Source organism: Curtobacterium sp. ER1/6, from assembly GCF_001742745.1.
Lineage (GTDB): Bacteria > Actinomycetota > Actinomycetes > Actinomycetales > Microbacteriaceae > Curtobacterium > Curtobacterium citri.
Genome location: NZ_MJAK01000004.1, coordinates 280,682 through 302,436, shown reverse-complemented (window position 1 = coordinate 302,436; position 21,755 = coordinate 280,682). Strand labels below are relative to the sequence as shown.

At 73.2% G+C, this 21,755-nt stretch carries 21 protein-coding genes and 1 tRNA gene; 9 read left to right on the top strand and 13 right to left on the bottom strand.

Annotated features, from left to right (window positions below; all coding sequences use genetic code 11):
* Positions 1-28: 28 nt before the first annotated feature.
* From Cus16_RS09050 to Cus16_RS09035, 4 genes are all read right to left on the bottom strand, one after another.
* The gene (locus Cus16_RS09050) at positions 29-241 is read right to left on the bottom strand and encodes an SCO4848 family membrane protein (RefSeq protein ID WP_069712287.1); all 213 of its coding nucleotides are present in this window, start codon (positions 239-241) and stop codon (positions 29-31) included.
* A gap of 165 nt (positions 242-406) precedes the next feature.
* Positions 407-1,417 (bottom strand): hypothetical protein, encoded by a 1,011-nt coding sequence (locus Cus16_RS09045; RefSeq protein ID WP_069712286.1) that lies wholly within the window; start codon positions 1,415-1,417, stop codon positions 407-409.
* Positions 1,414-1,875 carry a M48 family metalloprotease gene (locus Cus16_RS09040; RefSeq protein WP_069712285.1) on the bottom strand — a complete coding sequence of 154 codons (462 nt, stop codon included), beginning with the start codon at positions 1,873-1,875 and terminating at the stop codon, positions 1,414-1,416. Before Cus16_RS09040 ends, Cus16_RS09045 begins: the two co-directional genes overlap by 4 nt.
* Positions 1,872-2,312 (bottom strand): hypothetical protein, encoded by a 441-nt coding sequence (locus Cus16_RS09035; protein ID WP_069712284.1) that lies wholly within the window; start codon positions 2,310-2,312, stop codon positions 1,872-1,874. Before Cus16_RS09035 ends, Cus16_RS09040 begins: the two co-directional genes overlap by 4 nt.
* A gap of 128 nt (positions 2,313-2,440) precedes the next feature.
* Here Cus16_RS09035 and Cus16_RS09030 point away from each other — a divergent pair, with 128 nt between their 5' ends.
* Entirely contained in the window at positions 2,441-3,043 is a 603-nt protein-coding gene (locus Cus16_RS09030) for a YigZ family protein (protein WP_069712361.1), read from the top strand.
* Positions 3,044-3,162: 119 nt separating this feature from the next.
* Here Cus16_RS09030 and Cus16_RS09025 read toward each other — a convergent pair.
* Positions 3,163-3,238: transfer RNA gene (locus Cus16_RS09025), tRNA-Lys, on the bottom strand.
* A 114-nt stretch (positions 3,239-3,352) separates the two neighbouring features.
* On the opposite strand from Cus16_RS09025, the gene bcp reads away from it, so the two are divergent.
* Positions 3,353-3,823, top strand: a complete 471-nt coding sequence (gene bcp / locus Cus16_RS09020; RefSeq protein WP_069712283.1) for a thioredoxin-dependent thiol peroxidase — start codon at positions 3,353-3,355, stop codon at positions 3,821-3,823.
* 88 nt (positions 3,824-3,911) lie between these two features.
* On the opposite strand, the gene Cus16_RS09015 is transcribed toward bcp, so the two are convergent.
* Positions 3,912-4,343, bottom strand: coding sequence for a hypothetical protein (locus tag Cus16_RS09015; protein ID WP_069712282.1), 432 nt, complete (start codon positions 4,341-4,343; stop codon positions 3,912-3,914).
* 256 nt (positions 4,344-4,599) lie between these two features.
* Between Cus16_RS09015 and Cus16_RS09010 the strand changes: the two genes are divergently transcribed.
* Positions 4,600-4,848, top strand: coding sequence for a WhiB family transcriptional regulator (locus tag Cus16_RS09010; protein ID WP_022904217.1), 249 nt, complete (start codon positions 4,600-4,602; stop codon positions 4,846-4,848).
* Positions 4,849-4,935: 87 nt separating this feature from the next.
* Here the strand turns inward: Cus16_RS09010 and Cus16_RS09005 are convergent, their stop codons facing one another.
* Positions 4,936-6,441 (bottom strand): sensor histidine kinase, encoded by a 1,506-nt coding sequence (locus Cus16_RS09005; protein WP_069712281.1) that lies wholly within the window; start codon positions 6,439-6,441, stop codon positions 4,936-4,938.
* Positions 6,442-6,550: 109 nt separating this feature from the next.
* Between Cus16_RS09005 and Cus16_RS09000 the strand changes: the two genes are divergently transcribed.
* Positions 6,551-7,072 carry an Rv3235 family protein gene (locus Cus16_RS09000; protein ID WP_141718895.1) on the top strand — a complete coding sequence of 174 codons (522 nt, stop codon included), beginning with the start codon at positions 6,551-6,553 and terminating at the stop codon, positions 7,070-7,072.
* 105 nt (positions 7,073-7,177) lie between these two features.
* Here the strand turns inward: Cus16_RS09000 and secA are convergent, their stop codons facing one another.
* From secA to mtrA, 6 genes are all read right to left on the bottom strand, one after another.
* The gene (secA, locus tag Cus16_RS08995) at positions 7,178-9,964 is read right to left on the bottom strand and encodes a preprotein translocase subunit SecA (protein WP_069712279.1); all 2,787 of its coding nucleotides are present in this window, start codon (positions 9,962-9,964) and stop codon (positions 7,178-7,180) included.
* A gap of 141 nt (positions 9,965-10,105) precedes the next feature.
* A complete protein-coding gene (hpf, locus tag Cus16_RS08990) occupies positions 10,106-10,810 on the bottom strand; it encodes a ribosome hibernation-promoting factor, HPF/YfiA family (RefSeq protein WP_069712278.1) in 705 nt (234 codons plus the stop codon).
* 173 nt (positions 10,811-10,983) lie between these two features.
* Positions 10,984-11,679, bottom strand: coding sequence for a phosphoribosyltransferase family protein (locus Cus16_RS08985; RefSeq protein WP_069712277.1), 696 nt, complete (start codon positions 11,677-11,679; stop codon positions 10,984-10,986).
* Between the two features lie 172 nt (positions 11,680-11,851).
* Positions 11,852-13,531, bottom strand: a complete 1,680-nt coding sequence (locus Cus16_RS08980) for a GerMN domain-containing protein (RefSeq protein WP_069712276.1) — start codon at positions 13,529-13,531, stop codon at positions 11,852-11,854.
* Positions 13,531-15,348, bottom strand: a complete 1,818-nt coding sequence (mtrB, locus tag Cus16_RS08975) for an MtrAB system histidine kinase MtrB (protein ID WP_223246566.1) — start codon at positions 15,346-15,348, stop codon at positions 13,531-13,533. The genes Cus16_RS08980 and mtrB overlap by 1 nt, the downstream gene beginning before the upstream one ends.
* A gap of 5 nt (positions 15,349-15,353) precedes the next feature.
* Positions 15,354-16,028 carry an MtrAB system response regulator MtrA gene (gene mtrA / locus Cus16_RS08970; protein WP_069712275.1) on the bottom strand — a complete coding sequence of 225 codons (675 nt, stop codon included), beginning with the start codon at positions 16,026-16,028 and terminating at the stop codon, positions 15,354-15,356.
* A 145-nt stretch (positions 16,029-16,173) separates the two neighbouring features.
* On the opposite strand from mtrA, the gene Cus16_RS08965 reads away from it, so the two are divergent.
* From Cus16_RS08965 to Cus16_RS08945, 5 genes are read left to right on the top strand one after another with little or no spacing between them, the layout of a single operon-like run.
* A complete protein-coding gene (locus Cus16_RS08965) occupies positions 16,174-17,475 on the top strand; it encodes a glycerophosphoryl diester phosphodiesterase membrane domain-containing protein (protein ID WP_141718893.1) in 1,302 nt (433 codons plus the stop codon).
* Complete coding sequence (locus Cus16_RS08960) at positions 17,472-18,104, top strand: DUF4129 domain-containing protein (RefSeq protein ID WP_141718892.1); 633 nt, start codon at positions 17,472-17,474, stop codon at positions 18,102-18,104. Before Cus16_RS08965 ends, Cus16_RS08960 begins: the two co-directional genes overlap by 4 nt.
* Positions 18,101-19,405, top strand: a complete 1,305-nt coding sequence (locus Cus16_RS08955) for a DUF4350 domain-containing protein (protein WP_069712272.1) — start codon at positions 18,101-18,103, stop codon at positions 19,403-19,405. The genes Cus16_RS08960 and Cus16_RS08955 overlap by 4 nt, the downstream gene beginning before the upstream one ends.
* Positions 19,402-20,394: an AAA family ATPase gene (locus tag Cus16_RS08950; protein WP_069712271.1), complete on the top strand. Its 993-nt coding sequence runs from the start codon at positions 19,402-19,404 to the stop codon at positions 20,392-20,394. The genes Cus16_RS08955 and Cus16_RS08950 overlap by 4 nt, the downstream gene beginning before the upstream one ends.
* Complete coding sequence (locus tag Cus16_RS08945; protein WP_069712270.1) at positions 20,394-21,752, top strand: DUF58 domain-containing protein; 1,359 nt, start codon at positions 20,394-20,396, stop codon at positions 21,750-21,752. Before Cus16_RS08950 ends, Cus16_RS08945 begins: the two co-directional genes overlap by 1 nt.
* Positions 21,753-21,755 lie beyond the last annotated feature (3 nt).

Genomic DNA, 21,755 nt, shown 5'->3' with positions numbered 1-21,755 from the left:
GGCTCGGTTCGGTTCGGCTCGGTTCGGGTCAGACGAGCAGCAGGATGCCCGCGACGACGGCCGCCAGGGCGATCGCGAAGGCGATGAGCAGCAGCACGAGGTGCACGGTGTAGAACGTCGTCGGCTTCCCAGCGGCGTTCCGCGCCCGCGGGTCCTTCGCCACCCGCTGGAAGAAGCGCGGCCACGTCACCACGTTGAAGACGGCGGCGAGGAACAGGACGACGGCGGCGAAGACGGTCACCCGACGAGTCTAGACAGCAGGGCCGCCCTCGGCGCGCGGGGTGTCGCGATCGACCGGGGCGCCGACAAGCGGGGCCCGGGGGTGCTCGGCCGCCCCCAACGCGGCCGAGAGCTCCCCCGGCGTGCCACTGCGCGGCGATCCGACCTGTAGCACGTGCTACAGACCCTACACGGCGCTCGGACGAGAGGTCGAGTCCTGCTCGGGAACGTGACCGGACCGTTGCGGTGGCGTCCGGGACTCTGCCGCGCGACCCGGGTCCTCGAGCGCCGCCTCAGCCTCGGCGAGGTCGGCCCGTTCCTGGTCGCCGAGCGACTGTCGCGCCCGACGGGCACCGTCGTTGATCTCCACGATGGTCCGGCTGAGACGCGTCGCGGCGTCGCGGGTCGCGGGGTAGGCGTTGTCCGTGCCGACGCGGGCGTGCAGCGGCCCGAGGCGGGCGAGCGCGGCGTCGACCCGGCGGGCACGGCGGTGCCGGGAGAGCCGGTGCCCGACGACGAGCAGCAGCATGCCGGTGGCGACGCAGAGCACCGCGCCGGGCGTGGTGACGTCGTACGGCAGGGCGAGCGCCCGGGTGACGTCGAGGCGGCCGACGACGTGGGCGACGTCCATCACCGTCACCGTGACCATCCGTACGACGCCGAACACCCCGCCCACCACGAGGAGCCACAGCCCGACGAGGTCGACGGCCGTCCGGGCCTCGCGGAGCCGGAGGAGGCAGATGACCCCGGTGGCACCGAGGGCGACCCCGAGGTGGGCGGTCTGCGCGATCGAGTACACCGCGGCGGCCGGTTGGTCACCCGCCACGAGCATGAACGTCGTGGTCGTCGGCGGCTGCTCGAGCGCCACGAACGCCGTCACGACCACCACGACGACCACGGCGAAGACGACGACGATCGCGGCGCGCAGCCACGGCCACCCGGCGCCGACGGCCTTCGCGACGCCCCACAGCAGGGCGCTCGTCCCCGCCACCATCAGGCAGTCGCTCACCACGGTCACCACGTTGCGGCCGCCGACCAGGGGGTCGAGCCAGCGGTACAGCGGGTCGACGTTCGCGACGATCGTCGCGGAGAACAGCAGGAACGTGACCGCGAGGGTCCGGTCCTGCCCGCGCTGGAGCCGGAACAGCACCACCGTCCCGACGACGAGGAGCACCGCCATCGCGACGGAGACGATCACCCGAAGACCCCGCGGAAGGCGCTCGGGCGGCCCCGGTTGGCGCGGATGAGCGCTGCGAGCCGGTCTGCGAAGACCTCGGCCTCGTGCTCGTGGTCGTTCGAGAAGAGCCCGCGCGCGAGGGCGCGCTCGACCTTGTACTCGGGCACGTCCGGGAACACGTCGCGCACGTACGCCGACTGCGCCGCACGCTCGTGGTGCCGGTGGAGCACGTGCCCGAGCTCGTGCCCGATGACGAAGGACCGGAACGTCCCCGAGCTCGTCGGCGAGATCATCACGAGGTGCTGGTGCTCGAGCGTGGCGACGAAGCCGCAGACCGGCTCGGTGCTGAGGAACGACTCCTCACGGACCACGACGGGCTTGCCCACGTGGTCCGATGCGGCGGCGACCGCCTGGTCGATGTCCGACCACCCCTCCGCCGCACCGCGGAGCCAGAACGCCTCGATCGACCGGTCCGTCACGCCACTCCCCCTCGTGCCGACTCCTCCTCGAGCACCTGCGCGATGCGACGCAGCGCCTCGGGCGACAGCTCACCGGGGAACGTCCGCGCCGCGAAGCCGCTCACGCGTGCCGACCGGAGCGCGCGCACGAGCTCGATCTGGGCGCCGATCCGCTCGGGCACCGCGCTGTCCTCGAGCAGGAAGCGCTCGTCGACCTCGAAGAAGCCGGCCAGCAGACGGAGCAGGCCGCTGTCCCGGTTCCGACGCCCGTCACCGGAGAGCATGTACGTCCACTTCGCCCGCGACAGCGAGCCACCGCGGTCGGCGACGTACTCCTCGATCGCGGCGAACGGCACGGGATCACCGCGCTGCGACTCCTCGAAGTCGAGCAGCAGGCTGAGGCGTCGGGCGAGCTCGGCAGCCTCGAGGGCGCCACCCGCCGGGTCGGTGCACCGCATGTCGATCCGCCCCCTCCCCGATCGCCGGTCGGGCACCATGCTAGCGCCGGCCGTCCGGGGCGCGCCGGTAGCCTCGCAGCGTGACCCGCGCATACCCGTCGACCGTGGCCGGGCCCGTCGAGCACGAGATGGTGGTCACACGGTCGCGCTTCGTCACGACGATCGCTCCCGTGACGGACGTCGCGGACGCCGAACGGGTCGTCGCCGACGTCCGGCGCCGGTACTGGGACGCCCGGCACCACTGCACCGCGATGGTGACGGGGGTGCTCGGCGACCAGGCGCGCTCGTCGGACGACGGCGAACCGTCGGGTACCGCCGGCGTCCCGATGCTCGAGGTGCTCCGCCGTCGCGACCTCACCGACGTCGTCGCGGTCGTCAGCCGGTACTTCGGGGGCGTGAAGCTCGGGGCCGGCGGGCTCGTGCGCGCCTACTCGACGTCGGTGTCCGAGGCGCTCGACCGCGCGGCCGTCGTCCGTCGCGTCGAGCTCACCCGGGTCGACGTCACGGCACCGCACGCCGACGCCGGCCGGGTCGACAACGTGCTGCGCGACTGGGTGCGGCACCACGGCGCGACGTTCGACGACCCGCACTACGGGGTCGCGGTGACGTTCACGCTCTGGGTGCCCGAGGACGCGATCGGACGACTCCGGTCCGACCTCGCGGCGGCGACGGCCGGGGCGCTCGACGCCGTCGTCGGCGCCCCGCGTGTCGTCGACGTCGTGGCCGACTGACCGCCCGCGAGGACCCGCCGGACGGATCGAGCCCGCGGGAGCACCCCGCGCGTGTCGCGGAGACGGCACGATCCCGGGAACGACGAAGGCCCGGTCGGAGCGATCCGACCGGGCCTTGCTGGTGCGCCCCCTCGGACTTGAACCGAGAACCCACTGATTAAGAGTCAGTTGCTCTGCCAATTGAGCTAGAGGCGCATGGTGTGGAGTTGTCCGCCGCAGTCCGGAACTCCGTGCTGCAACGGGAAACAACAATAGCATGGCTTTCGCGTGCTCACGACCACACGAGCACCGGAACCCCCGAGGAGCCCCATGACGGACCGTCTCACCGCCGGCGACACCGCCCCCGACTTCACCCTGCCGGACCAGGACGGCGTCGAGCACCACCTCGCCGACCTCCGCGGTCGCAAGGTGATCGTGTACTTCTACCCGGCGGCGTCGACCCCCGGCTGCACCACCGAGGCGTGCGACTTCCGCGACAACATGTCGTCGCTGCAGGCCGCCGGCTACGAGGTCCTCGGGGTCTCGAAGGACGAGCAGGCGAAGCTCCGGGAGTTCCGGCACGAGCAGGCGCTGACCTTCCCGCTGCTGAGCGACCCGGACCTCGCCGTCCACCGGGCCTACGCGGCCTGGGGCGAGAAGAACAACTACGGCAAGGTCGTCACCGGCACGATCCGGTCGACGATCGTCGTGGACGAGGACGGCTCCGTGCAGCTGCCGCTCTACAACGTGAAGGCCACCGGCCACGTCGCCAGCCTGCGGAAGAAGCTCGGGCTGGTCTGATCCCTGCGACGACCGGACGACGGACGGGAGGGGCGGTGCCAGCTGGCACCGCCCCTCCCGTCCGTCCATCGCTCGCGTCGGCCGCGCGTCAGTCCTCCCGCTCGGCGCGCGGGAGCAGCGCGGCCGTGACCGGCCGCGACAGCACGAGGGTGAGCGCGAGGAGCGCGGGGATCAGCAGGACCCACCCGACCCAGGCCACGCGGAACACGCCCTGGAAGGCGCCGATTGCGATCGCGCCCTGCAGCACCTGCCAGACGATGATCCCGGAGCGCACCCAGGGGCGACGGTTCCGGAGTCCGACGACGATCGCGACGAGCCAGAGGGCGGCGATCGCGGCGAGCAGCACGAGCGCGATCGCGGACGCGATGCTCGACGCCGGAGCGACGACGAGTTCCACGACGAGCGCGACCGTCAGCACGACGAGGGCTGCCGCTTCGAGGCCGACGACGACGAGGAGCGTGCGGAACGCCGGGTGCCGCGCAGCGGTGGGCTCCGGGGCGTTCGGGGTGGTGTCGGGCACAGCGATCCTCCAGATGGAACCCTTGATTTGGCTCTACCAGTATGGAACGATATTGGAGGTCGTTTGGACGGCACGATGTGGTGTGCGTCTCCCGCGGTTCGACGCTCCTCCCCCGAGCGTTCAGCGGGCGTCAGACTCGCTCCCAGCGGAAGCCTCCCCCACAGGTTCCCCTCGTGCCCTGTGCATGCCAGCGTTCCGATCCCCGAGCCGCGGCCCCGGCCTGCCGTTCGAGCATCGACACCAAGGAGCACCACACATGGACTGGCGTGACCAGGCAGCCTGCCTCACCGCGGACCCCGAGCTCTTCTTCCCCGTCGGGAACACCGGACCCGCCGTCGACCAGATCGAGAAGGCCAAGTCGGTCTGTGCCCGCTGCACGGTGACCGAGATGTGCCTGCAGTACGCCCTCGAGAACAACCAGGACTCGGGCGTCTGGGGCGGCCTCAGCGAGGACGAGCGTCGTGCGCTGAAGCGCCGCGCGGCCCGCGCCCGTCGCGCCTCCTGACGCAGCAGCACCACCCCGACGACGCCCGTCGCTCCCCCGGGAGCGGCGGGCGTCGTCGTGTGCGCGGGGCGGCGAGCCCTCGGCGGGCTAGGCGGCGCCGGCCGCCGTGAGCCAGCGGAAGGGGATCGTGATCGTGACCTCGGTGCCGCTGCCGGTCAGGGTGTGCCAGTCGATGGTCCCACCGAGCTCGCCCTGGATGAGCGTCCGGACGATCTGCGTGCCGAGCCCCGACCCGACCTTGCCCTCCGGCAGCCCGACGCCGTTGTCACGGACCTCGATGTCGAGGTGGTCGTCGGAGCGGTTCGCCACGATCTCGACCTCACCGTCCCGCCCGTCGAGCCCGTGCTCGACGGCGTTCGTCACGAGCTCGGTGAGCCCGAGCGCGAGCGGGGTCGCGGCCTCCGAGGGCAGGACGCCGAACTCGCCGGTCTTCTTCGGACGGACCGTGGTGTTGTGGGACGCCGCGACCTCGGTGACGAGCTTCAGCACCGAGTCGAACACCTCGTCGAAGTCCACGTTCTGGCTGAGCCCGGCCGACAGGGTGTCGTGCACGACGGCGATCGCGGCGACGCGGCGCATGGCGTTCTGCAGCGACGTGCGGGCCTCGTCGGAGTGCGTGCGCCGCGCCTGGATGCGCAGCAGCGACGCCACCGTCTGCAGGTTGTTCTTCACGCGGTGGTGGATCTCACGGATCGTCGCGTCCTTGGTGATGAGCTCCCGCTCCTGGTGCCGCAGCTCGGTGACGTCACGGCAGAGGACGATCGCGCCGATGCGGTCGCCGTGGTCGCGGAGCGGGATCGAGCGCAGGGAGACGGTGACGCCCTTGGCCTCCACGTCGGCGCGCCACGGGGCTCGCCCGGTGACGACCAGCGGCAGGGACTCGTCGACGTCGAGCTGGGAGCCGATGAGCTCGGTCGTGACCTCGGCGAGGGACTTCCGCTCGAGCTCGCCCTCGAAGCCCATCCGGTTGAAGGCGCTGAGTCCGTTCGGGCTCGCGAACGTGACGACCCCGTTCGTGTCGAGGCGGAGCAGCCCGTCGCTCGCACGCGGCGCTCCGCGGCGTGGGCCGGCCGGTGCGCCGAGGTCCGGGAAGTCGCCCGTCGCGATCATCCCGAACAGGTCGTTGGCGCTCCCGGTGAAGTTGAGCTCCTGACGACTCGGCGTCCGCATCTCGTCCTGGTTCGAGTGCCGCGTGACGACGGCGATCGGCCGGTCGGTGGTCTCCGCGCTCTTCGCGCTGAGCCGGCGCAGCACCGGGATCGCACGGACCCGGGTCGGGGTGTCCTCGTACCAGTCCGGCTCGGCGGAGTCCACGAGCTCGGCGCTCGCGAAGCAGCGGACGACCTGGTCGCGCCACTCCTCGCGGATCTCCTGGCCCACGATGTCGCGGTAGAACAGCGTCGCCGCGGAGCTCGGGCGGGCGTGGGCGACGGCCACGAACGAGCCGTCCTCGGCGGTCGGGACCCAGAGGACCATGTCGGCGAAGGACAGGTCGGCGAGGAGCTGCCAGTCCCCCACGAGCAGGTGGAGCCACTCCACGTCCGCTTCGGAGGATCGGCCTTGCGCGAGGACGAGGTCACTGAGGGTCGACACCCCGCAAGTCTAGGTGCGCTGCTCTGTGGACGAGGTCGCTCCTCCACAGGCGTCCGCGCAGAACATTTCACATGTTCCATGGCTCCGTACGCTCGGTGGCGGAGGGCAGATGGCGTCAGGAGAAGCACGTCCCATCGAGGACGACGAGGCGGGGCGGGAGCGACGGGGGCTCCTGCCGGTGTCGGACGAGGGGTCGGACGGCGCCCCGCCGCGTCGGGACGCCGTCGCGCTCGCACCCCTGCCGCGGCGTCCGGCACGCCGGGTGGACGCGACCCCGCCGGCCCCGCCGGCTCCGCCGGACGCCACCGCCACGGCCCGGGCCCTCGGGCTCTGCGTGGTCGAGGTCCTCACCGGCGGACGCGAGGTCGACAGCATCGCACGGTGGGTCACCGAAGACGTCCACCGTCACCTCCAGCAGCGCGCGGCCGTCGCCACGCGTGCCCGGTCGCTCGGCGGGCGCGCCCGAGCGCGTCCGCGGGTGCAGGTCGGGACCGTCCGGACCTGCCCGGTCGCGGACGGCGTCGTCGAGGCCGCGGTCGTGGTCCACACGCGGAGTCACGCGCGAGCGGTGGCGCTGCGGCTGGAGCTCCGGCAGGGCCGGTGGCGGGCGACCGCCGTCGGGGTGCTCTGACGGCGGGACCACACTCCGACTGCGGTTCCAGACGAAGACGGGAGGCGCGGTGCCCGCTGGCACCGCGCCTCCCGTCCGTCATCGTCGACCGTTACGGCCGCTGCGTCAGCCCTTCTTGGCCGCCTGGCGGCGGTCCGCGCGGTTGCCTGCGGACGCGGCCTGGCCGGACGCCGTGGCGGCGTTGCCGAACGCCGAGCCCTGCTCCGGCCCGGCGACGTCGGCCTCGGCCTCCGCCTGGGCCTGCTGCGCACGGGCGGTGGCCGCCTGCTCGAGGCGGCCGCGCTCGTCGCGGACCTCGACCTCGCCGTCGATCGACGGTGCGGAGTACTCGAGACCGGTCGCTTCGCCCTCGCCGAGGCCCTTCGCCTCGATGACCGCGTTGTCGCCGTCGGACTGGACCTGCACCTCGAGGTTGAACAGGTAGCCGACGGACTCCTCGCGGATCTGGCCCATCATGCTCTGGAACAGGGCGTAGCCCTCGCGCTGGTACTCGACCAGCGGGTCACGCTGCGCCATGGCGCGGAGGCCGATGCCGTCCTTGAGGTAGTCCATCTCGTACAGGTGGTCGCGCCAGCGGCGGTCGATCACCGAGAGGACCACGCGGCGCTCGAGCTCGCGCATCGCCTCGTCGCCGAGCATCTCCTCGCGCTTCTCGTACGCGAGCTTCGCGTCGGACAGGATCTCGCGGCCGAGGAACTCGCGCGACGCCTTGCCCTTCGAGCCGGCCTCGGTGATGACCTCGTCGATGGAGATCGAGATGGGGTAGAGCGTCCCGAGCTCCGTCCACATGGCGTCGAGGTCCCAGTCGTCGGGCGAGCCCTCGCCGGTGTGGGTGTCGATGACGTCGTCCACGACGGCCTTGAGGAACGACTGCGCACGGTCGTTGATGTCGTCGCCCTCGAGGATGTGGCGGCGGTCGCTGTAGATCGCCTCGCGCTGGCGGTTCAGGACGTCGTCGTACTTCAGGACGTTCTTGCGGATCTCGGCGTTCCGGCCCTCGACCTGCGCCTGGGCCGACCGGATGGCGCGGCTGACGAGCTTGTTCTCGATGGCCATGTCGTCCGGGACGTTCGAGCGGCCCATGAGGCTCTCGGCGGCACCGGAGTTGAACAGGCGCATGAGGTCGTCCGTCAGCGACAGGTAGAAGCGGCTCTCGCCCGGGTCGCCCTGACGACCGGAACGACCGCGCAGCTGGTTGTCGATGCGGCGCGACTCGTGGCGCTCGGTGCCGAGGACGTACAGGCCGCCGGCGTCGCGGACCTTGTCGGCCTCCTCCTTGATCTCGGCCTTGACGCGGGCGAACACGTCGTCCCACGCGGCCTCGTACTCCTCCGGCGTCTCCGTCGGGGACAGGCCCTTGGCGTGCATCTCCTGCACGGCGAGGAACTCGGAGTTGCCGCCGAGCATGATGTCCGTACCACGGCCGGCCATGTTCGTGGCGACCGTGACGGCGCCGAGACGACCGGCCTGGGCGACGATCGCGGCCTCACGCGCGTGGTTCTTCGCGTTGAGGACCTCGTGCTTGACGCCCTTCTTCGCGAGGAGCTTCGAGAGGTACTCGGACTTCTCGACGCTCGTCGTGCCGACGAGGACGGGCTGGCCCTTCTCGTGGCGCTCGGCGATGTCGACGGCCACCTGCTCGAACTTGGCCTTCTCGTTCTTGTAGACGAGGTCGGTCTGGTCGATGCGCTGCATCGGCTTGTTCGTCGGGATGGGCACGACGCCGAGCTTGTAGGTCGACATGAACTCGGCCGCCTCGGTCTCGGCGGTACCGGTCATGCCCGAGAGCTTCTGGTACAGGCGGAAGTAGTTCTGCAGCGTGACCGTGGCGAGGGTCTGGTTCTCGGCCTTGACCTCGACGCCCTCCTTCGCCTCGATGGCCTGGTGGATGCCCTCGTTGTAGCGACGGCCCATCAGGATGCGGCCGGTGTGCTCGTCGACGATGAGCACCTCGCCGTTCATGACGACGTAGTCCTTGTCCTTCTTGAACAGGGCCACGGCCTTGATCGAGTTGTTCAGGAAGGAGATGAGCGGGGTGTTCGCCGACTCGTACAGGTTGTCGATGCCGAGGTAGTCCTCAACCTTCTCGATGCCGGGCTCGAGCACGCCGACGGTGCGCTTCTTCTCGTCGACCTCGTAGTCCTCGCCCGGGATGAGCCGCGTGGCGATCGAGGCGAACTCGGTGAACCAGCGGTTCGCCTCGCCGGAGGACGGGCCGGAGATGATCAGCGGGGTGCGGGCCTCGTCGATGAGGATCGAGTCGACCTCGTCCACGATGGCGAAGAAGTGGCCGCGCTGGACCATGTCCGACGCCTGCCACGCCATGTTGTCGCGCAGGTAGTCGAAGCCGAACTCGTTGTTCGTGCCGTACGTGATGTCCGCCGCGTACTGCTCGCGGCGCTCGGCCGGCGACTGGTTCGCGATGATGCAGCCGGTGCTCATGCCGAGCGCGCGGAAGACGCGCCCCATGATCTCCGACTGGTACGACGCGAGGAAGTCGTTGACGGTGATGACGTGCACGCCGCGCGACGGGATCGCGTTGAGGTACGCCGCCGTCGTCGCGACCAGGGTCTTGCCCTCACCGGTCTTCATCTCGGCGATGTTGCCGAGGTGCAGGGCGGCACCGCCCATGAGCTGGACGTCGAAGTGCCGCATGCCGAGGGTGCGCTTGGCCGCCTCGCGCACGGCCGCGAACGCCTCGGGCAGGAGGTCGTCGAGGGTCTCGCCGTTGGCGTAGCGCTCGCGGAGCTCCTTGGTCTCGTCCTGGAGTTCGTCGTCCGTGAGGGTCGAGAAGTCGTCCTCGAGGTCGTTGATGGCCGAGGCGTACGCCTTCAGCCGACGGAGGGTGCGCCCTTCGCCGATGCGGAGGACCTTCTCCAGCACGTTTGCCACGTGAGCTCCTTACGGGGTCGTCGCGCGCGACCTGCGCGATCCGAACAGCCAGTCATGCTAGCAACCCGCGCGGCCCGGGCGCTGGGAGGGAGGCGGGTGTGCGCGGCCGCCGGGACCGCGCACACCCGCCCGGGACACCCGTCAGGCGATCGCCGCGGTGCGCGACGCGTCGGCGTCCGCCGGGGCGTCAGCGCCGTGGCCGCCGTCGTCGATGCCGATCACGCCGTAGTCCCAGCCCTTGCGGCGGTAGACGACGCTCGGGCGGTGGGTCTCCGCGTCGACGAACAGGTAGAAGTCGTGTCCCACGAGCTCCATCCGGTACAGCGCGTCGTCGACGGTCATCGGGGCCTCCTCGAAGACCTTGTGCCGGATGACCACGGGCGAGTACACCTCGGTGTCGTCCTCGTGGGCCTCCTCGACCACGGGCACGGCGCCCGTCGCGACCGTCTCGATGAGCCGCCCGTCGGCCGGCGTCACGTCCATGTGCTCGAAACCGGTGCCCGCGGCCTCGGCCACGGAGGTCGGGCGGTGGCGCCCGCGGTGCACCTTGCGGCGGTCGCGTGCACGGCGCAGGCGCTCGGTGATGCGGGCGAACGCCAGGTCGAACGCCGCGTACTTGTCCGACGCGGCGGACTCGGCCCGCACGAGCGGTCCGGGACCGATCAGCGTGAGCTCGACGCGGTCCTCGCCCTGGGAACCGCCGGACTTCTCGTTGTGGCGGCTGAGGCGCACCTCGAAGGCGAGGGCGCGGTCGGCGAGCACGTCGATCTTCTCGGACTTCTGTTCGACGTAGGTGCGGAATCGATCGGTGACCCCGACGTTCCGGCCCGTGATCGTCACGTCCATGTGGCGGCTCCCATCCGTACTTCGGCGCGTCGCCTCCATCCGGCGATCCCGAACGCCTTGCCGCGAGGCTAGACCCCCCGACCGGACGGCGTCACCACCTCCGGGCGGGTCGCGCCGGACACCCACCGGATGCCCAGGCGACACCGGCCCGTAACCCGCCGCACCCGTGCCGTTCACTCCGGCACCTCGGCGAGCGCCACGCACCGCACCACGCGACCGCCCGCGGCACGGACCGCCCGGACCGCCTCGGCCATCGTGACGCCGGTCGTGACGACGTCGTCGACGACCACCACGTCGCGACCCGCGACACCGTGTGCGCGGAGCGTGCCGACGGTGGCCTCGACCCGTTCCAGGGCGGAGCGCCCCTTCTGCCCGTGGGCCCCGACGGTCCCGTGGGCCCCGACGGTCCCGGCGGTCTCGGCACCGGGGCCGACTGCCCCGCGCGGTCGCGGTGGGCGCCGCCGGGTCAGCGACCGCGCACGCGCCCGCAAGGGCGCGCGGGACCGCCGCAGCAGCAGGTCGACGGGGTCGAAGCCCCGCCGTCGGGCACCGGCCCGTGACGGCGGCACCCGGACCAGGAGCGCTCCGGGGGCATCGGCGAGCGCGGCGGCCACGAGCGCCCCGAACCGTGGGGCGAGCACCGGCGCGAGGTCGACCCGGCCCCGCAGCTTGAGCTCGAGGACGAGCACCCGCACCGGTCCCTCGTAGGCGAAGGCGGCGTCGAGCCGCACACCCGCGACGAGCCGTCGGCGGCGGGGACGGGCGTCGATCCCGGCACGGCAGGACGCGCAGCACGCCCGGTCGGGGGCACCGCAGCACACGCACGTGACCGGCAGCACGAGCCCGAGGACGGCGAGGACCGCGTCCAACCAAGGCCGGGACGTCCCGGCAGGCGAGCTGTGGCGGCGGACGGGAGACGACGTCGGGTGCATGCCCCCATGGTCGGACCCGGCCACCTGTGCCGGCGCGCCGATCCCGCCGACGGTGGACGGGCCTCCCGGCCAAGACGCCTGTGCAGGAGCACCCTGCGGCGACGAGTGGTCAGCGCTGGGTGCCGAGCACGTCCGCCTCGATGCCCGTGGTGTCCCACCGGCCGCCGGTCGACTGCAGGACCGAGCCGTCCGCCATCCGGAGCAGGATCGAGCCACCGCTGCCCCCGGTGACGGACCGCGCGACCCCGTCCGGCTCCGGGAGGACGGCCGACTGGCCGCCCACCGTGGACCGGACGACGTCGGGCCCGTCGTCCGTCTGCCCCACCGACACCACGTCGCTGTCGTTCACCCACGCTGCACCCACGGCGTTGCCCATGGCGGCCTGCACCCGGACCGGCGACCCGAGGGCCGTCGGCGTGCGGTCGCCGTCGCGCAGGATCGCCATGACGTACAGGGCCGGCCCGTCCGACGTCTCGATGAGGGCGAGTGCACGCGTGGAGTCCCGGGACACCTGGAACGAGACGAGGCCGCCCCGCGGCAGCTTCGTCGCGACCTCGTGCGGGTCGCCGCCGAGGCCGTACGCCGTGACGGAACCGGTGTCGCCCGCACCGCCGACCCAGACGAAGCCGAGGTCGTCGATCGAGGGCGGCACCAGGTCGTCCGTCGCGTCGATGCGCACCGCCTGCTTGCCGCGCACGACCACGACGCCGCTGTCGTTACCGACGGCGACCACCGAGCCGGAGGCGGACAGCGAGAACGACGTGGGGTCGAGCGCGGCGACGGCGGCACCCGCACCCCCGCCGAGCGACGCGACCTTCCCGTTCGCGGAGCCGTAGCCGACCTGGTCGTCGCGGTCGACGAGCGGGCGCGGGTCGACGTCGGGGTTCACCTGTGCCGACGCACCCGTCTGCTCCGGCGGGGTGAAGGTGGCCCCCTCGAACGTGATCGACACCGAGGACACGGACGCGACCGAGGCGAGGGACCGCGTGAGCTGTTCCCGCATCCGGAGCTTGTCGTCGTTGCTCGACCGGAGCGCGTCGCTGGACAGGTCGACGACCGCCCTGCCGTTCTCGATGGAGACCGCGTTGAGCGACAACTGCGTGCCCTCGGGGAACGCGGAGACGACGGCGCCCTTGAGCCAGTCGGCGGGACCGGCGATGAGGGCGCTCGCGATGCGGGTGCTCGTCGAGGACCGGGCGAGGAACCAGCGCTCGTCGGGCACGAGGTAGTCGTAGGACGGGTCGAAGAAGTACAGGGCGTGCTGCTCGAAGACCGACTCGAAGCTCACCGGCGTCAGGATGATCCCGTCCGGTGCGGAGGCGATCCGCCACTGCCCGTCCTCGCGGACGAACTGGAAGGTCAGGGTGGAGGTGGTGGGTCGGACGGCCTGCGTGTACTCCCCGTCCGCACCCACGGTGGCGCTCGCGGTGAGCGTGTAGGTGAGCTCCCGGTCGGCGACGCGGTCGACGGTGGCGCTCCCCTGCGTCACCGTGACGCCGCGACGCGGGTTCCAGTCGTCGGCGAAGCCCTTCGCCAGGAACTCCCGCGCGATGGCGTAGTCGTCCTGGGCACCGGTGCCGGCGGCGACGAAGCCGCGCAGGACGGCGGTCTGGTCGGCACCGGGCACGGGACGGTCCGGTCGGTAGTCGACCCCGGAGATGGACTCGTCCTTGATCGACTGCCCGGAGCGCACGGCGCCGCCGGTCGGGATGGCCGCGCACGCCGTGAGCGCGACGAGGGCGAGGGCGGCGAGCGTCGTCGCGACCGCGGTGCGGAACCTGGAGCGCATCAGTCGTCCTCCCGGACGGCGCGGGGGCCGTCGTAGGCGTCGTCGAGGTCGGGCAGCGGGATCGCGGACGTCGCCGTGCCGAGCGACTCGCCGCGGGGCAGGGTCAGCACGAACGTGGAGCCCTCGCCGGGGCGGGACCACACGTCGATCCGCCCGCCGTGCAGGTTCGCGTCGCCGAGCGAGATCGCGAGCCCGAGGCCGGTCCCGCCGATCGTGCGGCGGCGGGAGGGGTCCGCGCGCCAGAAGCGGTCGAACACGCGGGCGGCGTCCTCCGGGGGCATGCCCACCCCCTGGTCGCGGACGGCGATCGCGACCGAGCGCGCGTCGCTGTCCACGACGACCTGCACCGGCTTGGCGTCGCCGTGCTCGATGGCGTTGCCGACGAGGTTCCGCAGGATGCGTCGGATGCGCTTGGCGTCGAGCTGCATCGTGGTGTGCCCGCCGGGGGTCACGAGCTGCAGCTCGGTGCCGGCGCGCTCGGCGAGCGGCTGGAACTCCTCGACGATGTCCGCCGCGAGCGACGCCGGCACGACGGGCTGGGTGTCGAGCTGCACGGCCTGGGCGTCGTACCGCGAGATCTCGAGCAGGTCCGCGAGCAGCAGCTCGAAGCGCTCGACCTGGGCGTGGAGCAGCTCCGCCGACCGCCCGACGGACGGCTCGAAGGCGTGGCGCGAGTCGAAGAGCATGTCCCCGGCCAACCGGATCGTGGTGAGCGGCGTCCGGAGCTCGTGGGAGACGTCCGACACGAAGCGCTGCTGCACGCGGGACAGCTCGGCGAGCTGCGTGATCTGCCGGCTCACCGCGTCCGCCATGTCGTTGAAGCTCCGCGCCAGGATCGCGATGTCGTCGTGCCCGCGCACCGGGATGCGCTCGTCGAGCCGACCGGCGGCGATCTTCCGGCTCGTCTCGGCGGCGCCGCGGATGGGCACGACGACGAGCCGCACCACGAGGGACGTCACGAGCGCGATGAGGACGATGAGCGCGACGCCGCCGATCGACAGCGTCTGCGACACGAAGTCGAGGGTCTGCTGGGCGTCCGAGAGGTCGTAGACGATGTAGAGCTCGTACTGCCCCGCGCTCGGGACCTGCAGCACGGACCCCACCGCGAGCCCGGGTTCGCTCCGGCCGCCGTCCTCGAGCCGGACGGGCTGCAGGCTGAGCCGTCCGGTGTCGCGGCCGACCTCGCGCCGCAGTGCGTCGGTGATGACCGCGTCGGGGAAGTCCTGGCTGGCAAGGTTCTGCAGGGTCTGCGGGCTCGACTGCCCCGGCGAGCGCTCGATGGCGATGCTCGTGCCGCCCGGGCTCGTCGTGTTGGACAGGATCGCCTCCTGCGCCTCGCTCTGCAGGGTCTCGAGCTCCGTCTGGTTGTTGTCGGACGCGGCGGTCGCGGCGTCGAAGATGCCCTGGGCGACGACCGTTGCTCGTGCCGACTCGGCCTCGATCTGGTCCCGACGCTGCGCGTAGACGTTGTTCGAGATGCTGATCATGACCGCGGTGCCGATGACGGCGACCGCGAGCCCGCTCGTCGCGACGGTGATCGCCACCGACCGGACGAGCAGCGAGCGACGCCACAGCCACGCGACGGCGTACCAGGCCCGTCGGACCCACCGGCGAGCGCGCCGACGGGCGCGGAGCGCCCAGCCGCGGGCGAGCAGGTCGCGGCCCGCCTGCTGCCGGGGAGCCCCCGCGAGCGGGCCGCGCGCGGACGCGCCGACTCCCGCGGATGCACCGGCTCCCGCGGACGCGCCGGGAGCCGCCGACGCCGGACCGGTGGGGGTCCGGTCCGGGGCGGGTGCGCCAGACGGTCCCGGCGGCACGGTGCTCAGGCTCCTCCGGCCCGGTAGCCGACGCCGCGCACGGTCGTGACGATCCGCGGGTTGTCCGGGTCGTGCTCGATCTTCGCGCGGAGGCGCTGCACGTGCACGTTCACGAGCCGGGTGTCCGCCTTGTAGTGGTACCCCCACACCTGGTCGAGGAGCATCTCGCGCGTGAACACCTGGTTCGGCTTCTCGGCGAGCGCACGGAGCAGGTCGAACTCGAGCGGGGTGAGCGCGATGACGGTGTCGCCCCGACGGACCTCGTGCGCGGCGACGTCGACGGTCAGGTCGCCGGCGTGCAGCACCGACGCGTCGGCGGCCGTCGGACGGAGCCGCGTCTTGATGCGCGCCACGAGCTCCTTCGGGTTGAACGGCTTCACCACGTAGTCGTCCGCGCCGTTCTCGAGCCCGGCGACGACGTCGGCGGTGTCGCCCCTGGCGGTGAGCATGATGATCGGCGTCCCGCTCTCGGCACGGATGCGCTTGCAGACCTCGATGCCGTCGATGCCCGGGAGCATGACGTCGAGCAGGACGAGGTCGGGCTTCGTGCCGTGGAACGCCTCGACGGCGTCGTTGCCGTCGGCGCTGAACTCCGGCTCGTAGCCCTCCGAGCGGAGGACGATGCCGATCATCTCGGCGAGGGCCTGGTCGTCGTCGACGACGAGGATGCGCGGTGTCATGGGCGTGGACTCCGTGTGGCGGGCGGTGGTGCCGGACCGGCACCTACGGTCACGATAGCCGAGCACCCGTCGAGCGGCGTTCTCCGGCAGGATGGGTCGGGTCGCGCGTTCCGCTGCGCGGCCGGTGCAGGACGAGGGGGCGGCGATGTCCGACTGGCAGGTTCCGGGTTCGCGCGACGGCGACGACCGGACGGGAGGCCCGACCCGGCCCCCGGCGCAGCAGCCGTCCGGCGCGTGGCCGGGTCAGCACCAGCAGCAGTGGCAGCAGCAGCAGCACGGCGAGCCGCCGCGGCCGCCGCAGCGGCCCGCCGTGCCGCTCCGCCCGCTGGGCTTCGGGGACGTGCTCGCCGGTGCCTTCACGGTGTTCCGTCGGAACGCGCGCGTCCTGCTGCTCTGGAGCCTGCTGCTCAGCGGTGTGCTCGGGCTGGTGTCGACGCTCGCGAGCACGCTCGGGCAGCAGGTCGTCCAATCGCGGATGGCCTCCGCCCTCGACGGCGGCAGCGGTTCCGACGACGTCCTCGCCGGCTCGGTCACCTCGTACCTCCTGCTCGCAGTCGGCCTGCCGTTCCTCGCCTCGCTCGGCCGTGCGTTCCTCGTCGCACCGGTGGCGGCCGACACCGGCCAGCGCGTGCTCGGTCGCCGGGGCAGCTTCCGCGGGCTCTGGTCGCTCCTGGCCGGACGTCGCTGGTCCGTGCTGGCGTGGATCCTGCTGCAGCTCGCCGCCGGTGCCGTGCTCGGCGGGGTGTTCGTCGCCCTCGTCCTCGGCGCGTTCGGGGCCCTGTCGGCGGGCGCATCCGGCGTCGGCGGGTACATCGCCGTCATCCTGCTGCTGTTCGTCGTCGCGGGCCTCGCGGTCGCGTGGCTCGGGACGAAGTTCGCCTTCACCGTGCCGACCATCGCGCTCGAGGGCCGCGGGGTGTTCTCGGCGGCGGCGCAGTCGTGGCGGCTCACCCGCGGCGCGTTCTGGCGCACGCTCGGCATCGTCCTGCTCGTGCGGGTGGTGTTCGGGATCGCGGCGTCGATCGCGGCCACACCGCTGACGTTCGCCACGGTGCTCGCCGCCGGGACCTTCGACCCGCTCGGGCAGACCGACGCGAGCGCCGGCGTCGGGCCCGGTGCCGTCGCGGCCGTCGTCGTCGGTGCGCTGCTCACCATCGCCGTGCAGTGCACGACCGACGTGCTCAGCGCGTCGATCGTGACGTTCCTCGCGATCGACCGGCGGATCCGGACCGAGGCGCTCGACCAGCGGATCCTCGCGCACCTCGAGACCGGCGAGCCCGCCGACCCCTTCGCACCGGCACCCGCCGTCGACCGGTCGTCCCGTCCCGGACCGCAGTGGCCCGGGCAGCAGTGGCCCGGACAGCCGTGGCCGGGCGCGCAGCAGCAGTGGCCCGGACCGCACGACCAGGGCGGACCCGGGCGGCACCCGTCGGACGGCGGCGCGTGAGCCTCGGCGCGGACGAGGCCCGACGGCTCCTCGAACGCGAACTCGAGCGGTCCGAGTACGACGGCGCACGGGTCACCTGGTGGGACCGTGCCTCCCGGGCGTTCCTCGACTGGCTCGGGTCGTTCCGGGTCGGTGGTCTCGACTCCCCCGTCCTCACGCACACGTTCCTCGCGATCGCGGTCGTCGTGCTCGTCGCGGTCGTGGTCCTCGTGGTCGTCGCCCGGGGCCTGCCCCGTCGTCGACCACGGACGACACCGACGTCGGACGGCTCGGTCTTCGACGCCGAGGACCTCCGCTCGGCGCGGGAACTCGGCGATGCCGGCCGGGCAGCGCTGCGGTCGGGCGACTGGTCCGGTGCCGTCCTCGACGGCTACCGCGCGCTCGCCCGCGGGCTCGGTGAACGCGACCTCGTCCGCGACGTGCCCGGTGCGACGGCCCGGGCGGTCGCCGGCCGTGCGGCACCGCTGTTCCCCGAGCAGGCCGAGCGGATCGATGCCGCGGCACGCGCGTTCGACGACGTCCGGTACCTCGGCCGCTCGGCGGACGAGGCGGTCGCACGGGCGGTCCTCGACACCGAGCAGGCCGTACGGACGGCACGCCCCCAGGCCGTCCCGGCGGTCCCCGCGTGAGCACCACGACCGCGGCGCCGGGCGCTCCCCCGACCGCCGGTGCCGGACCGGCTGCCGACGCCCGTCCGCACCGTCGCGGCGGACGGGTCGTCCTCTGGGTCGTCGTCGTCCTCGTGGGTGTGCTGCTCGCCGCGCTGACGGCGGCGGTGCAGTCGTCCACCGGTCCGACCCGCGACCCGCTCGACCCCCGGTCCGCGACCGCCAGCGGTGCGAAGGCCCTCGTCCGCGTGCTCGAGCAGCAGGGGACGACCGTCGACGTCGTCGACCGCGTGGACCGGCTCGACGCCGGGGACCTCCGGGGCAGCACCGTCCTCGTCGACGACTCGGCCGCAGCACTGGACCCCGGGGTCGCGCGTCGGCTCGGCCGCGAGGCACGGCACGTCGTCCTGCTCTCCGACGACCCGACGTCCCTCGAGGCGCTCGGCCTCGGCGTCGAGCCGGCCGGTCCGGTCACCGGCGACGCGGTCGTCTCCACGGCCGGGTGCGCGATCCCGGCCGCCGAGGCCGCGGGACGGATCACGAGCACCGGGTCCGGCTACCGCCCGACCGACACGGCCCGCCCACCGGCCGACACCGACCTCTGCGTCCCGACCGGCACCGGCGACGACCGCGTCGCCGGCCTGGTCCGGACCTCCACGGCCGGCGGCGACGTGACCCTCGTCGGCACCACCGCGGCGTTCCGCAACGACACGGTCACCACGGCGGGCAACGCCGCGTTCGGGCTCGCGCTGCTCGGCGCGGACGACCGCCTGGTCTGGTACACCCCGACGACGTCCTCCGCCGACGCCGCACCGACACTCGGCTCGCTGGCACCAGCGTGGGTGCCCGGGGCGCTGCTCCTCCTCGGGCTCGTCGCCGTCGCCGCGGGCGTCTGGCGCGGGCGGCGACTCGGGCCGCTCGTCGTCGAGCGCATGCCCGTCGTGGTGCGCGCTGCGGAGACCACCGAGGGCCGGGCCCGGCTCTACGCCCGCACCCGCGACCGGACGCACGCCCTCGACACCCTCCGGATCGCGGCCATCCGACGGACCGCACGCCGGCTCGGTCTCCCACCGGGGGCACACGTCGACGAGGTCGTGCGCGCCGCCGCCCGCGCGACCGGGCGGCCGGACACCGCCGTCGGTGCCGTCCTCGTGGGTGGGCCGACGCACGACGACCGCGCCCTCGTCGACGGCGCCGCGGCCCTCGACGAGCTCGAGCGGGCCGTCCGCACGGCGACCGGCGAGGTGGCCGCCGGCTCCACCGCGACCGCACCCACGACCACACCCACGACCCACCGCAACCGACGAGGAGCACGACCGTGACCGATCCGTCCCCCGCCCACACCCCGACGGCCGCCGTCCCGGACCCGCTCCGGGAGGCCTTCGGTCGCCTGCGCGCCGAGGTCGGCAAGGCCGTGGTCGGGCAGGAGGGCGCCGTGTCCGGCATGATCGTCGGCATCCTGGCGCAGGGGCACGTGCTGCTCGAGGGCGTCCCCGGGGTCGCGAAGACCCTGCTCGTCCGGAGCGTCGCGGCAGCGATGTCGCTCGACACCAAGCGCATCCAGTTCACGCCCGACCTGATGCCCGGCGACGTCACGGGATCGCTCGTCTTCGACGCGTCGACCGGCACCTTCCCGTTCCGTGAGGGACCGGTGTTCACGAACGTGCTGCTGGCCGACGAGGTCAACCGGACGCCGCCGAAGACGCAGTCGGCGCTGCTCGAGGCGATGGAGGAGCGCCAGGTCAGCGTCGACGGCGAGGCACGCCCGCTCCCCGAGCCCTTCCTCGTCGCCGCGACGATGAACCCGATCGAGTTCGAGGGCACCTACACGCTGCCCGAGGCACAGCTCGACCGCTTCCTCGTGAAGCTCACGCTCGAGGTGCCCCCGCGGGACGTCGAGTGGCAGGTCCTGCGCCGGCACGCGGACGGCTTCGTCGCGCGGGACGTCCGCTCCGCCGGGATCCGACCGGTGCTCGGCGCCGACGAGGTGCTCGCGGCACAGCGGGCGGTCCGCGCGGTCCGAGCACGGGACGACGTCCTCGCGTACGTGGTCGACCTCGCCCGCGCGACACGACAGGCGCCGTCGGTCCGGGTCGGCGTCAGCCCGCGCGGCGCGACCGCGCTCCTCGCCGCGGCGAAGGCGTGGGCCTGGCTCACCGGGTACGACGCCGTCACCCCGGACCACGTGCAGGCGATGCTCCTGCCGGTCTGGCGGCACCGGCTCCGGGTGGCCGCGGACGCCGAGCTCGAGGGCGTCGGTGCGGAGGGCGTGCTGCAGCAGGTCGTCGAGCAGGTCCGGGTCCCGTTCTAGTGGCGGTCTCCGGTCGGTTCGTCGCGCTCCTCGCCGTCGCGATCGTCCCCGTCGTGCTGCTCGGGAGCGCGTGGGCCGGTGTGGCGTGGGTGGTGGTCGTCGTGCTCGCCGCGGGGCTCGACGTCCTGCTCGCCGCGGACCTGCGGCAGGTGCGGGTCGAGCGCCGGATGCCGCGGCTCGCGCGACGGGGCACGACCGCCGACGGCACCCTCGTCCTCGTCAACGACGGCTCCCGCACCCTGCGCGCCCTCGCCCGGGACATGTGGGAGCCGTCCGCGGGTCAGACGCCCCGACGACTCCGCGCGACGGTGCCCTCCGGGGAGCGCCGCGCGCTCCGCGTCCGCTTCGCACCGTTCCGCCGTGGGCGGCGCTCGACCACCGGTGTCGCCGTCCGGGCCGCCGGCCCCCTCGGGCTCGCCGCCCGGCAGCGGGTCGTCGCGGCGCCCGCGGAACTCGTCGTCACGCCACCGTTCCGCTCACGCCGCCACCTGCCCTCGCGGCTCGCGCGGTTGCGGGAGCTCGACGGCGAAACCACCCTGCAGCTCCGCGGCCACGGCACCGAGTTCGACTCCCTGCGTGACTACGTCCGCGGCGACGACGTGCGGTCGATCGACTGGCGCGCCACCGCCCGACGACAGGACCTGGTGGTCCGCACCTGGCGTCCCGAGCGCGACCGACGGGTCGTCGTGGTCGTCGACGGCGGTCGGGCGGGAGCCGGTCGGGTGGAGGACGAGCCCCGACTCGACACGTTCATCGAGACGGCGCTCCTCCTCGGCGCGCTCGCGTCGGCGGCGGGCGACCGCGTGGACCTCGTCGTGCTCGACGACGGCGTGCGCCAGCGGGTCCACGGCGCGACGCGGACCGACGTCGTCCGGCGCTTCGGCGAGGCCCTCGCCCTCGCGGAGCCCGGGCTCGCGGCGACGGACTGGGCGGCGGTGCCCGGCCTGGTCGACGCGGTGACGACCTCGCGCTCCCTCGTCGTGCTCGTCTCCAGCCTCGACTCCGTCGGCGCCTCGGCGGACCTGCTCGCCGTGCTCCCGCGGCTCACGCGGCGGCACGCCGTCGTCGTGACCAGCGTCACCGACCCGACCGTCGAGCGGATGGCGGACGGGGTCCCGGAGCCGGGACGCGCGGAACCGGACCGGCGGGGCGGACGGGTACCGGGCCTCCCGTCCGGGTCCGGTGCCGAACGCGACGTGTACCGACGCGCTGCGGCGACCCGCACGCTGCTCGACGCGGACGGTGTCGGGGACGTCGCGCGTCGCGCCGGGGCCGAGGTCGTCCGCGGCACGCCCGAGCAGGTCCCGCCGGCCGTGGCGGACGCGTACGTCCGCGCCAAGGCGACCGGGCGGCTCTGACGC

Excerpts from the sequence above, each read along its gene's own strand:
- Cus16_RS09035 (WP_069712284.1), bottom strand. The coding sequence starts at position 2,312 with ATGCGGTGCACCGACCCGGCGGGTGGCGCCCTCGAGGCTGCCGAGCTC.
- Cus16_RS09030 (WP_069712361.1), top strand. The coding sequence starts at position 2,441 with ATGGTGGTCACACGGTCGCGCTTCGTCACGACGATCGCTCCCGTGACG.
- bcp (WP_069712283.1), top strand. The coding sequence starts at position 3,353 with ATGACGGACCGTCTCACCGCCGGCGACACCGCCCCCGACTTCACCCTG.
- Cus16_RS09010 (WP_022904217.1), top strand. The coding sequence starts at position 4,600 with ATGGACTGGCGTGACCAGGCAGCCTGCCTCACCGCGGACCCCGAGCTC.
- Cus16_RS09000 (WP_141718895.1), top strand. The coding sequence starts at position 6,551 with ATGGCGTCAGGAGAAGCACGTCCCATCGAGGACGACGAGGCGGGGCGG.
- hpf (WP_069712278.1), bottom strand. The coding sequence starts at position 10,810 with ATGGACGTGACGATCACGGGCCGGAACGTCGGGGTCACCGATCGATTC.
- Cus16_RS08980 (WP_069712276.1), bottom strand. The coding sequence starts at position 13,531 with ATGCGCTCCAGGTTCCGCACCGCGGTCGCGACGACGCTCGCCGCCCTC.
- mtrA (WP_069712275.1), bottom strand. The coding sequence starts at position 16,028 with ATGACACCGCGCATCCTCGTCGTCGACGACGACCAGGCCCTCGCCGAG.
- Cus16_RS08965 (WP_141718893.1), top strand. The coding sequence starts at position 16,174 with ATGTCCGACTGGCAGGTTCCGGGTTCGCGCGACGGCGACGACCGGACG.